11 protein-coding genes are annotated in these 11017 nt (G+C 59.6%); 5 read left to right on the top strand and 6 right to left on the bottom strand.

What is annotated here, in order from left to right; translation table 11 throughout:
* Positions 1–31 precede the first annotated feature (31 nt).
* Positions 32–490: an HIT family protein gene (locus ACQY47_RS26410; RefSeq protein WP_017134689.1), complete on the bottom strand. Its 459-nt coding sequence runs from the start codon at positions 488–490 to the stop codon at positions 32–34.
* A 162-nt stretch (positions 491–652) separates the two neighbouring features.
* Here ACQY47_RS26410 and ACQY47_RS26405 point away from each other — a divergent pair, with 162 nt between their 5' ends.
* Positions 653–1405, top strand: a complete 753-nt coding sequence (locus tag ACQY47_RS26405) for a 3-oxoacyl-ACP reductase family protein (RefSeq protein ID WP_017134690.1) — start codon at positions 653–655, stop codon at positions 1403–1405.
* 24 nt (positions 1406–1429) lie between these two features.
* Positions 1430–2017, top strand: a complete 588-nt coding sequence (locus ACQY47_RS26400) for a TetR/AcrR family transcriptional regulator (protein ID WP_428553225.1) — start codon at positions 1430–1432, stop codon at positions 2015–2017.
* Here the strand turns inward: ACQY47_RS26400 and lepB are convergent, their stop codons facing one another.
* Positions 2018–2686, bottom strand: a complete 669-nt coding sequence (gene lepB, locus ACQY47_RS26395; RefSeq protein ID WP_428553222.1) for a signal peptidase I — start codon at positions 2684–2686, stop codon at positions 2018–2020. It abuts the gene before it with no gap.
* Between the two features lie 297 nt (positions 2687–2983).
* Here lepB and ACQY47_RS26390 point away from each other — a divergent pair, with 297 nt between their 5' ends.
* Positions 2984–3304, top strand: a complete 321-nt coding sequence (locus ACQY47_RS26390) for a DUF6124 family protein (RefSeq protein ID WP_428553219.1) — start codon at positions 2984–2986, stop codon at positions 3302–3304.
* A 208-nt stretch (positions 3305–3512) separates the two neighbouring features.
* On the opposite strand, the gene cysS is transcribed toward ACQY47_RS26390, so the two are convergent.
* Positions 3513–4901, bottom strand: a complete 1389-nt coding sequence (cysS, locus tag ACQY47_RS26385; RefSeq protein WP_017134693.1) for a cysteine--tRNA ligase — start codon at positions 4899–4901, stop codon at positions 3513–3515.
* A gap of 18 nt (positions 4902–4919) precedes the next feature.
* Positions 4920–6620: a glutamine--tRNA ligase/YqeY domain fusion protein gene (locus ACQY47_RS26380; protein WP_058421795.1), complete on the bottom strand. Its 1701-nt coding sequence runs from the start codon at positions 6618–6620 to the stop codon at positions 4920–4922.
* A 249-nt stretch (positions 6621–6869) separates the two neighbouring features.
* Between ACQY47_RS26380 and ACQY47_RS26375 the strand changes: the two genes are divergently transcribed.
* Positions 6870–7373 carry a peptidylprolyl isomerase gene (locus tag ACQY47_RS26375; RefSeq protein WP_017134695.1) on the top strand — a complete coding sequence of 168 codons (504 nt, stop codon included), beginning with the start codon at positions 6870–6872 and terminating at the stop codon, positions 7371–7373.
* On the top strand, positions 7370–8119 hold the full coding sequence (gene lpxH / locus ACQY47_RS26370) for a UDP-2,3-diacylglucosamine diphosphatase (RefSeq protein WP_017134696.1): 750 nt from the start codon (positions 7370–7372) through the stop codon (positions 8117–8119). The genes ACQY47_RS26375 and lpxH overlap by 4 nt, the downstream gene beginning before the upstream one ends.
* A gap of 162 nt (positions 8120–8281) precedes the next feature.
* Here the strand turns inward: lpxH and ACQY47_RS26365 are convergent, their stop codons facing one another.
* Both ACQY47_RS26365 and ACQY47_RS26360 read right to left on the bottom strand, forming a co-directional pair.
* Entirely contained in the window at positions 8282–9817 is a 1536-nt protein-coding gene (locus tag ACQY47_RS26365; protein WP_017134697.1) for a DHA2 family efflux MFS transporter permease subunit, read from the bottom strand.
* Positions 9817–11013, bottom strand: coding sequence for an efflux RND transporter periplasmic adaptor subunit (locus ACQY47_RS26360; RefSeq protein ID WP_017134698.1), 1197 nt, complete (start codon positions 11011–11013; stop codon positions 9817–9819). Before ACQY47_RS26360 ends, ACQY47_RS26365 begins: the two co-directional genes overlap by 1 nt.
* Positions 11014–11017: the final 4 nt, after the last annotated feature.

The raw sequence follows: 11017 nt of genomic DNA, 5'->3' as shown, positions 1-11017 counted from the left end.
AGGCAAGCCAGCTCCCACATTGGTTTTTGCGTCAGGCGAACGAGCGGATGTGCGTCGCCAACGCTGCCAGTTCCCCATCATCGGCCCGCACAAAATCGTGGGATGAGATGTAACCCTCATACGCCGCAAAAAACTTGTCGACTTTGGAGCTGATGGGCTTGAACGCGCTGTCCTGCCCCGTGCCGTGCATGGGAAACAGCTTCGCATGCAGATGGTCCACGCCGTAGCCTTCGAGCATCATCCCCGTGCGCGCCACGTCGGGAAACGCCCGATCAATCAGCAGTGCGGTTTTCTTGGTCGCCACAATCAGCGCGGACAACACCGCATCCGACTGCGCGAACGCGTAGCTGCCGTAATGCTGCTTGGGGATCACCACGCTGAAACCAGGCGTATTGGGGAAGATCGACAGGAACGCCATATGCTGGTCGTCTTCCCAGAGGATATGGGCCGGGGACGTCTTGCGGACAATGCTGCAGAAAATACAATCCATTCAATTCACCGTCAGTTTCAGTGTGCGAGCCGAGCCTCCAAAGGTAAGGCAAAAATGTCGCGTCTCAGTTAAAGATTAAATAATCCATAAATAGCTTGGCGCATTGGAGTTGGCCTGATACGGTTTAGTGGATTTATTAATCCACTAAAAACAGGCACACCCATGACCGCTCATCTCGCACGTTTTACTGACAAAGTCGCCCTGGTAACCGGCGGCTCCCGTGGCATCGGCGAAGCCATCGTGCGGCGCCTGGCGGCTGAAGGCGCGGCAGTGGCCTTCACCTATTCCGCGTCGGCTGACAAGGCGCAGGCACTGGTCGGCCAGATTCAAAGCCAAGGCGGCACAGCCCTGGCCATTCAGGCGGACAGCGCCGATGTGGTGGCGATTGCCCGAGCCGTGACCACCACCGTTGCACATTTCGGCACGCTGAATATCCTGGTTAACAATGCCGGGATCTTGCAGCTCGGCAGCGTGGACGAATTCAGCCTGGAAGACTTCGACCGCATGTTCGCCGTGAATGTACGCGCGACATTCGCCGCCGCGAAAGCCGCGTCAGCAGTGATGCGCAGTGGTGACAGGATCATCAGCGTGGGCAGCGTCGTAGCGCAGCGCTCAGCCTTTCCGGGCTCCAGCGTCTATAGCATGACGAAGGCGGCGATCGCCGGTATGATCCGCGGCCTGGCGATTGATTTTGCCCCGCGCGGCATCACCGTCAATAACGTCCAGCCCGGCCCGACCAGCACTGACATGAACCCGGCAGACGCGCCGCATGCCGACCTGATCAAAAGCCTGGTGCCCTTGGGCCGTACAGGCACGGCTGACGAAATCGCCGGCATGGTCGCCTACCTCGCGTCTGAAGAAGCTGCCTTTGTGACCGGCGCCAGCCTGAGCATCGACGGTGGCTACCTGGCCTGACCCTTCACTTTCCAGAGGTACCCCATGGCAAGACCCCGAGCCTTCGACCGCGACCAGGTGCTGCAACACGCCATCCGCGTATTTTGCGACAAGGGTTTTGCCGCCGCCTCAACCGAAGAACTGATGCAGGCCATGGGGCTGAGCCGCCAGAGCATGTACAACACCTTTGGCGACAAACGCCAGTTGTACCTGCAGGCCATGGCCGAGTATCAGCGCACGGGCGTCGACGACCTGATCGAGCGTCTGGGCCAAGGCCCGACACCGCTGCAAGGCCTGCACGACACCCTGAACTCCTTCGCCACCCGCGCCCTTCGCGAAGGCACGGCCGGGTGCATGGGCGTCAATGCGATCTGTGAGTTTGGCCAGGAAGATGAGGAAATCAATCAGCTCACCGCACACAGCGCCGAGCGTTTGCGCTGTGCATTTGAGCAGACTCTGAGATGTGCGCAGGAACAGGGTGAACTCGTGCCGGGCACCGATTTGCCGGCCGCCTGCGACTTTCTGATGGCCACCCTTAGCGGCATGAAGATTGCCGGTAAGGGCGGCGCTAGCGTCGAGCAGTTGGCTAACATCGCAGGGTTTGCAATTCGCGCACTGGGCGCCAACGCGTAATTACAGGATCGGCGCGCCGAAGCGGTTCAAGCGCGGCATCCAATGATCGAGGATTTGCGCAGATGCCAGCACATGATGCGCGTGCCCGATCAACAAGCGGCGTGGCACAAAGCCGATGTAGCGCGAGTCATCGCTGTTGTCGCGGTTGTCACCCAGCATGAAATAACTGTCGGCAGGCACCGTGACCGGGCCGAAATTTCGCAATGCCCGAACCGTGGGCATGAACTGAATGGTGCGCTGACTGTTGCTCGCATGCTCGATCAGCTTGATACCAGGCACTGTCTGGCCCGGCACGATCGGTTCGCTGATGTCCTGGCCATCACTGTAGGTAGCCGGCGTACCGTTGACCCACAGCACTTCATCTTTCATTTCCAGGGTATCGCCGGGAATGCCGACGATGCGCTTGATCAAACGCATGCCGTCCTTGGGTGACGAGAAGGTCACCACATCACCGCGTTTTGGATCATCCAGCTTGGCCAGGGATATATCCGTAAGCGGCAACTTGAGGTCATACGCCACGCGGTTGACCAGCACCACATCACCCTCCAGCAACGTCGGGCGCATCGACCCGGACGGGATGGGGTTCCAGTCGGCCAGGGAGGTGCGGAACACGCCGAAGCACAGCCAGAAAAGGATGACGTAACGGTAGCGGCTCAACCAACTTCGCATACAGCCTCGCACTAAAAAAGCGGCGCAGACAGCCGCCGGAAAACCCAGGGTAACATTTGGCAATACTCGCTTATTACACCGGAGGATTAAATTAACATTAGCGCTATGGGCAGCCGAGTTTGATGTTGCTGTCTACCGCAAAAATCCTAGTGCCTATACACGGAATTTTCCGACAGCGTTTTAGGGTTGCCCCTCGGAAGATGGCTACCTAATCTTCCGGGGTCGCTGCAAATTCAGCAACCGGGTTTCGCAGCCCGATTAGACTCTAGGTGACTCCAATACTCTGGGAGCTTCGCCATGATTAAAGACAGTTCAAACCTGCCGTCACACGCTGCTGCTCATCGAGCAATTAACCATTATCTGAACCCATCCGAGAAACCAGAGGCGTCTGCTGAAAGCCATGGTGTGTTTACCGTGCGCGAAGGATTAGACGTCGAGACGCTGCTGGTGAACGCGTCGGAGGATCTTGCGTCAGTTCAAGCGCTGGCAAGCCATTTGGCCTTTGAGGTAGACGGCAATCCGCGCAGCGTGGTGCTTGGAATTTGCCGGATGCTGGAGGGAATCCAGTTGATGGTGGAAAAAACACTAAGCCTCAATTCCAGCCAAACCCAGGGATAAATCCAACAACAGCGGGCATGCAGGGCGGGCACGGTAATGTGGGAGCTGGCTTGCCTGCGATGCAGGCGCCTCGGTGTTTCAGATGTACCGAGGTGTCTGCATCGCGGGCAAGCCCGGCTCCCACACTGGATTGAGTGAGCCGCTAAAACGGCGTCCAAAAAAAACGCCCCGAACCAGTCGGGGCGTTTTTTTATTCAGGGTTTACCGATCAAGCCTGATCAGCCAACCGCCACGTCGTGCCGCCCTTGCCGTCTTCCAACACCACACCCATCGCGGTCAGTTGGTCACGGATACGGTCGGACTCCGCCCAGTCTTTGCCTGCACGGGCAGCCAGGCGCGCTTGAATCAACGCGTCTACTTCAGCGGCATCTACACGCCCTTCGGCGCCGGCTTGCAGGAAGTCATCGGCTTCCATCTGCAGTACACCCAACACGCTGGCCAGCTCTTTCAAGCGCGCAGCAAGCCCTGCGGCTGCATCAAGATCACTCTCACGCAGACGGTTGATCTCACGCACCATCTCGAACAGCACCGCGCAGGCTTCCGGCGTGCCGAAGTCGTCGTTCATGACCTCGGTAAAGCGTGCCACGAAGGCTTCGCCGCCGGCCGGCGCCACGGCAGGCAGGCCTTTCAACGCATGGTAGAAACGCTCCAGGGCGCCTTTGGCGTCCTTGAGGTTGTCTTCCGAGTAGTTGATGGCGCTGCGGTAGTGGCTCGACACCAGCAGGTAGCGCACCACTTCCGGGTGGTACTTTTCCAGCACATCGCGGATGGTGAAGAAGTTGTTCAAGGACTTGGACATCTTCTCGCCATTGATGCGGATCATGCCGCAATGCATCCAGGCGTTGGCGTAGGTCTTGCCGGTGGCGGCTTCGCTTTGGGCGATTTCGTTTTCGTGGTGCGGGAACTCAAGGTCGCTGCCGCCGCCATGAATGTCGAAGGTCTCGCCCAGGCAGCAGGTGGACATCACCGAGCATTCGATGTGCCAGCCCGGACGGCCCGCGCCCCATGGCGACTCCCAGCTCGGCTCGCCGGGCTTGGTGCCTTTCCACAGCACGAAGTCCAGTGGATCCTGCTTGGCTTCGTCGACTTCGATACGTGCGCCGATGCGCAGGTCTTCGATTTTCTTGCGCGACAACTTGCCATAACCCATGAACTTGGCGACGCGGTAGTACACGTCGCCATTGCCTGGGGCGTAGGCGTAACCCTTGTCGATCAGGGTCTGGATCATGCTCAGCATGCCCGGAATGTGATCCGTGGCGCGCGGCTCCATGTCCGGTTTGAGGATGTTCAGACGCGCTTCATCCTCGTGCATCGCGGTGATCATGCGCTCGGTCAGCACATCGAACGGTTCGCCGTTCTCGCGCGCCCGATTGATGATCTTGTCTTCGATGTCGGTGATGTTGCGCACATAGGTCAAGTCATAGCCGCTGAAACGCAACCAGCGGGTCACCAGGTCGAAGGCAACCATGCTGCGGCCGTGACCGATGTGGCAGTAGTCGTACACGGTCATGCCGCACACGTACATGCGCACCTTGTTGCCGTCCAGCGGCTTGAAAACTTCTTTGGTCTTGCTGAGTGTGTTGTAGATCGTTAGCACAACGGCTTCCTTAGAGAATCACTGGCCCCACGAATCACGCAAGGTCACGGTACGGTTGAATACCGGTGCACCAGGTTTCGAGTCCTTGATATCCGCGCAGAAGTAACCTTCGCGCTCGAACTGGAAACGGTCTTCCGGCTGTGCGTCGCCAAGCGATGGCTCGGCACGACAACCCGTGAGAACTTGCAGGGAGTCAGGGTTGATGTTGTCCAGGAAGCTGGCGCTGTCTTCAGCCTTCTCAGGGTTCGGCGAACGGAACAGACGATCGTACAGGCGCACTTCGCACTCGATGCTGGCAGCAGCCGGCACCCAGTGAACGACGCCTTTGACCTTGCGGCCTTCAGGGTTCTTGCCCAGGGTTTCCGGGTCGTAGGAGCATCGCAGTTCGACGATGTTGCCATCGGCGTCCTTGATCGCTTCATCGGCACGGATCACGTAGCTGCCGCGCAGGCGCACTTCGCCGTTAGGCTCCAGGCGCTTGTAGCCTTTCGGCGGCTCCTCCATGAAGTCATCACGGTCGATGTAGATTTCACGCGCGAACGGCAGCTTGCGCACGCCGAGTTCTTCTTTTTGCGGGTGACGCGGCAGTTCGAGGTTATCGACCTTGTCTTCCGGATAGTTGGTGATCACGACTTTCAACGGGCGCAATACGCACATGGCGCGCGGCGCGTTGGCGTCCAGGTCCTGACGGATGCTGAACTCGAGCATGCCGTAATCGACCACGCCGTCGGAGCGGTTGGTGCCAACCATGTCGCAGAAGCTGCGGATCGACGCCGGGGTGTAGCCGCGACGGCGGAAACCCGACAGGGTGGACATGCGCGGGTCATCCCAGCCATGCACGTGCTTTTCGTCCACCAACTGCTTGAGCTTGCGCTTGCTGGTGATGGTGTAGTTCAGGTTCAGGCGGCTGAATTCGTACTGACGCGGGTGCGCCGGTACCGGCAGGCTGTCGAGGAACCATTCATACAGCGGGCGATGGCTTTCGAACTCCAGGGTGCAGATGGAGTGGGTGATGCCTTCGATGGCATCCGACTGACCGTGGGTGAAGTCGTAGTTCGGGTAGATGCACCACTTGTCACCGGTCTGGTGGTGATGGGCGTGGCGGATGCGGTACATGATCGGGTCGCGCAGGTTCATGTTCGGCGAGGCCATGTCGATCTTGGCGCGCAGCACGCGGGCGCCGTCCGGGAACTCACCGGCGCGCATGCGGTTGAACCAGTCGAGGTTCTCTTCTACCGAACGGTCACGGAACGGGCTGTTCTTGCCCGGCTCGGTCAGCGTGCCACGGTACTCCTTGGCCTGCTCCGGGGTCAGGTCGTCGACGTAGGCCTTGCCGGCCTTGATCAGCTCGACGGCCCAGTCGAACAGCTGGTCGAAATACTTGGACGCATAGCGCACTTCACCGGACCATTCGAAGCCCAGCCACTTGATGTCGCTTTCGATGGCGTCGATGTATTCCTGGTCTTCCTTGGCCGGGTTGGTGTCGTCGAAACGCAGGTGCGTGACGCCACCGAACTCCTGGGCCAGGCCGAAGTTCACACAGATCGACTTGGCGTGACCGATGTGTAGGTAGCCGTTGGGCTCTGGCGGGAAGCGGGTGACGATCTGCGTGTGCTTGCCCGAATCCAGGTCCGCCTGGATGATCGGGCGCAGGAAATTGACCGGGACGGCAGGTCCGGCCTTGGAATTCGAGGTAGGGTCGACAGTGGGCTTGCTCATAGGATCCTTGAACAGACAGGTTCGTGGCCGGTTGGGGCCAGATAAAACAAAGGCGATATCATAGCCGATGCTGTCAAGTACCTGACAGAGCAGCACCGAAAACTGCTGCATTTAATGCACCGGCGGTAAAAAACCACCTCGAAATTCCTGCCGGGCACGCTAAACTGCGCGCCTTGGCACACATTTAGCCAAACCGGTAGCGGCGCCTTGGCGTCCAAACCCACGAATTCCCTGAAAAGAGTAGTGAACATGACTCAAGTCAAACTGACCACCAACCACGGTGACATCGTCATCGAGCTGAACGCCGAGAAAGCGCCGATCACCGTCGCCAACTTCATCGAGTACGTGAACGCCGGCCACTACGAAAACACCGTTTTCCACCGTGTCATCGGCAACTTCATGATCCAGGGCGGCGGTTTCGAGCCAGGCATGAAAGAAAAGAAAGACAAGCGTCCAAGCATCCAGAACGAAGCGGACAACGGCCTTTCCAACGACAAGTACACCGTCGCCATGGCCCGTACCATGGAGCCGCATTCGGCCTCCGCGCAGTTCTTCATCAACGTCGCCGACAACGCCTTTCTCAACCACAGCGGCAAAAACGTGCAGGGCTGGGGCTACGCGGTATTCGGTAAAGTCACCGAAGGCCAGGACGTGGTCGACAAGATCAAAGGCGTGTCCACCACCTCCAAGGCCGGTCACCAGGACGTTCCAGCAGAAGACGTGATCGTCCAGAAAGCCGAGATCGTTGGGTGATATTGCTGATTTCAGACTTGCATCTGGAAGAGGAGCGCCCGGATATCACCCGGGCGTTTCTGGATCTGCTCCACGGCCGCGCCCGTGGCGCCCAGGCGTTGTACATTCTGGGGGACTTCTTTGAAGCCTGGATTGGCGACGATGGGATGACCGCCTTCCAGCGTTCCATCTGCGAAGCTTTACGCGAGCTGAGCGACAGCGGCACCCCGATTTTTATCATGCATGGCAACCGCGATTTCCTGATCGGTAAAGCGTTCTGCAAAGCCGCAGGCGCTACCTTGCTCAAGGACCCGAGTGTCGTGCAGTTACATGGCGAGCCCGTGCTGTTGATGCACGGCGACAGCCTCTGCACCCGCGACATCGGCTACATGAAGCTGCGGCGCATCCTGCGTAACCCGATTGTCTTGTTCATCCTGCGGCACCTGCCCTTGCGCACCCGCCACAAGCTGGCGCGCAAGCTGCGCAGCGAGAGCCGTGCGCAAACGCGTATGAAAACCAACGATATTGTCGATGTGACGCCCGAGGAAGTGCCACGGGTGATGCAGCAGTTCGGTGTACGCACCCTGGTCCACGGCCATACGCACCGCCCGGCCATTCATAAACTGCAGATTGGTGACCAGGCGGCCAAGCGCATTGTGCTGGGGGATTGGGACAAGCAGGGTTGGGCATTGCAGGTGGATGAGCAAGGGTTTGCGCTGGCGGCGTTTGACTTCGTCAACCCACAGTTGGCGTTGCCCGGCGCATAACCCTGAGACACAGAACGCTGGCTTGTGTGGGGTTTGGCTTGTGTGGGAGCTGGCTTGTGTGGGAGCTGGCTTGCCTGCGATGCAGGCACCTCGGTACATCAGGCATACCCAGGTGATGCTATCGCAGGCAAGCCAGCTCCCACATTGACTGAGTCCAGTCGGTCAGTGCCCCGAAGCCTCCGGCCCGGCCTTCGCGCCAAACGGCGGCTTGGCCAGCCACACCAGCAACATCAAGCCCATGAACATCCACCCCAGCAATGTGAAGTAATCCACGGTGGACATCATGTACGCCTGGCTGGTGAGGATCTGGTCCAACTGCGCATAGGCCTTGTGCCCTGCCCCGCCTAGCGCCTGCAACGCATCGCGGGTGGCCGAGTCATAGGTGGTCATGTTCTCGCTCATGTACGCGTGGTGCTGGTCGGCGCGGCGAATCCAGATCCAGGTGGTCAGCGAGGCCGCAAAGCTACCGCCCAGGGTCCGCAGGAAGGTCGCAAGACCCGCGCCGTCGGCGATTTGCGCCGGCGGCAAGTCGGACATCAGGATGCTCAAGGTCGGCATAAAGAACAACGCCACGCCGATCCCCATGAACAACTGCACCAAAGCGATATGGGTGAAATCCACCTGATTGGTAAAGCCTGCGCGCATAAAGCAGCTCAAGCCAATCGCCAGGAACGCCAGGCCGGCCAGCAAACGCAAATCGAACTTGTGCGCATACTTGCCTACAAAGGGTGACATCAGCACCGGCAAAATACCGATCGGCGCGACCGCCAGGCCGGCCCAGGTGGCGGTGTAGCCCATCTGGGTTTGCAGCCATTGCGGCAGGATCAGGTTGATCCCGAAGAAACCCGCATAACCCAAAATCAACACGATGGTGCCGATACGGAAGTTGCGGTAGGCAAACAACCGCAGGTTGACCACCGGGTGCTTGTCGGTCAGCTCCCAGATGATGAACACCGCCAGGGCAATCACCGAAATCGCCGCACCGATGATGATGAAGTTGGATTCGAACCAGTCCAGGTCATTGCCCTTGTCGAGGATGATCTGCAAAGCGCCGACACCAACGATCAGGCTCAACAACCCGACGTAATCCATCGGCTGGTAACTGGTGACCACCGGGCGTTTCTTCAATTGCGAACGCACCACCATCACCGCAAAGATGCCGATGGGCACGTTGATAAAGAAGATCCACGGCCAGCTGTAGCTGTCGGTGATCCAGCCGCCGAGGATGGGGCCGGCAATCGGCGCCACCACTGTAACCATCGCCAGTAACGCCAGGGCCATGCCGCGCCTGGCCGGTGGGTAAACCGCGATCAGCAACGTCTGGGTCATCGGGTACAACGGCCCGGCGACCAGGCCTTGCAGCACCCGAAAGCCAATCAGCTCGGGCATCGAGGTGGAAATACCACAGAGGAACGACGCCAATACAAACAGGATGGTCGCCCACAAAAACAGCTTCACCTCACCAAACCGGCGGCTCAGCCAGCCGGTGAGCGGCAAGGCAATGGCGTTGCTCACCGCAAACGAGGTGATCACCCAGGTGCCCTGCTCCGAACTCACGCCCAGGTTGCCGGAAATGGTCGGCAACGCCACGTTGGCGATGGTGGTGTCGAGCACCTGCATAAAGGTCGCCAGCGACAGGCCAATAGTGGCCATCAGCAAGCTTGGCGGCGTAAAGGACGCGGGGGCGTTAGCGCTCATCAGCGTTGCACAGCCTTGGGTGCGGCGAGGCTGTTGTCATGGATCAACTGCGTGATCATGGCATCGGCTTCGGCCAGTTGGCGGTCATACACGTTGGTGGTGAACGAGGCCTTTTGCGGTGCCTGTTGCGCCAGCACCGGGCCGCTTTGGTCGTGCAGGTCGACGTTGACCACAGTGCTCAAGCCCACCCGCAGCGGGTTCTTGGCCAACTCGTCGGCGTTGATGTGGATGCGCACTGGCACCCGTTGCACGATCTTGATCCAGTTGCCGGTGGCATTCTGCGCAGGCAGCAGGGCAAACGCGCTGCCGGTGCCGGCGCCGAGGCTGTCGACGGTGCCGCTGAATTTCACGTCACTGCCGTAGATGTCCGCTTCGATGTCCACCGGCTGCCCAATGCGCATATCGCGCAGCTGGGTTTCCTTGAAGTTGGCGTCGATCCACAACTGGTCCAGCGGGATCACCGCCATCAACGCGGTGCCGGGTTGCACGCGCTGGCCCAGTTGCACGGTGCGCTTGGCCACGTAGCCGGTGACCGGTGCGATCAAGGTGCTGCGCGCGTTGGTCAGGTAGGCTTGACGCAGTTGCGCGGCGGCGGCTTGCACATCCGGGTGGGACGAAATCACCGTGTCATCCACCAAGGCATTGGTGGTTTTCAGTTGCTGCTCAAGGTTGGTCAGGGCGTTCTTGGCGGCGGTCAGGTTGTCACGGGCATGGGACAGTTCCTCCTGGGAGATCGCACCGCCCTGGGCCAGCGTCTTACGGCGGTTGAAGTTGTCCTGGGCGGTTTGCACGTCAGCTTTCTGTGCGTTGACCTGGGCTTTCATGCCATCGACATTGCTGTACAAACCACGCACCTGGCGCACGGTGCGGGCCAGGTTGGCCTGGGCACTTTGCAGGCCGACGGCGGCGTCATTCGGGTCGAAGTTGATCAGAACCTGGCCTTCATGGACCAGGTCGCCGTCGTCGGCGCCGATGCTGACCACGGTGCCGGTGACCAGCGGGGTGATTTCCACCACGTTGCCGTTCACATAGGCGTCGTCGGTGCTTTCATTGAAGCGCCCGTAGAACTCATACCAGCCCCACACGCCGACCACGCCAAGAATGACGATCAGCGCCAGGCCGATCAGCATGACTTTGCGTTTGCGCGGGTTGTTATCGGGCTTTTCAGTTGCGTTGCTGTTTTCGGCAGTGGCCATGACA

This window comes from Pseudomonas edaphica, assembly GCF_965277385.1.
GTDB classification, from domain to species: Bacteria; Pseudomonadota; Gammaproteobacteria; order Pseudomonadales; family Pseudomonadaceae; genus Aquipseudomonas; species Aquipseudomonas edaphica.
This window is presented reverse-complemented; position numbering and strand designations above follow the sequence as displayed.

Excerpts from the sequence above, each read along its gene's own strand:
- ACQY47_RS26410 (WP_017134689.1), bottom strand. The coding sequence starts at position 490 with ATGGATTGTATTTTCTGCAGCATTGTCCGCAAGACGTCCCCGGCCCAT.
- ACQY47_RS26405 (WP_017134690.1), top strand. The coding sequence starts at position 653 with ATGACCGCTCATCTCGCACGTTTTACTGACAAAGTCGCCCTGGTAACC.
- ACQY47_RS26400 (WP_428553225.1), top strand. The coding sequence starts at position 1,430 with ATGGCAAGACCCCGAGCCTTCGACCGCGACCAGGTGCTGCAACACGCC.
- lepB (WP_428553222.1), bottom strand. The coding sequence starts at position 2,686 with ATGCGAAGTTGGTTGAGCCGCTACCGTTACGTCATCCTTTTCTGGCTG.
- ACQY47_RS26390 (WP_428553219.1), top strand. The coding sequence starts at position 2,984 with ATGATTAAAGACAGTTCAAACCTGCCGTCACACGCTGCTGCTCATCGA.
- ACQY47_RS26380 (WP_058421795.1), bottom strand. The coding sequence starts at position 6,620 with ATGAGCAAGCCCACTGTCGACCCTACCTCGAATTCCAAGGCCGGACCT.
- ACQY47_RS26375 (WP_017134695.1), top strand. The coding sequence starts at position 6,870 with ATGACTCAAGTCAAACTGACCACCAACCACGGTGACATCGTCATCGAG.
- ACQY47_RS26365 (WP_017134697.1), bottom strand. The coding sequence starts at position 9,817 with ATGAGCGCTAACGCCCCCGCGTCCTTTACGCCGCCAAGCTTGCTGATG.
- ACQY47_RS26360 (WP_017134698.1), bottom strand. The coding sequence starts at position 11,013 with ATGGCCACTGCCGAAAACAGCAACGCAACTGAAAAGCCCGATAACAAC.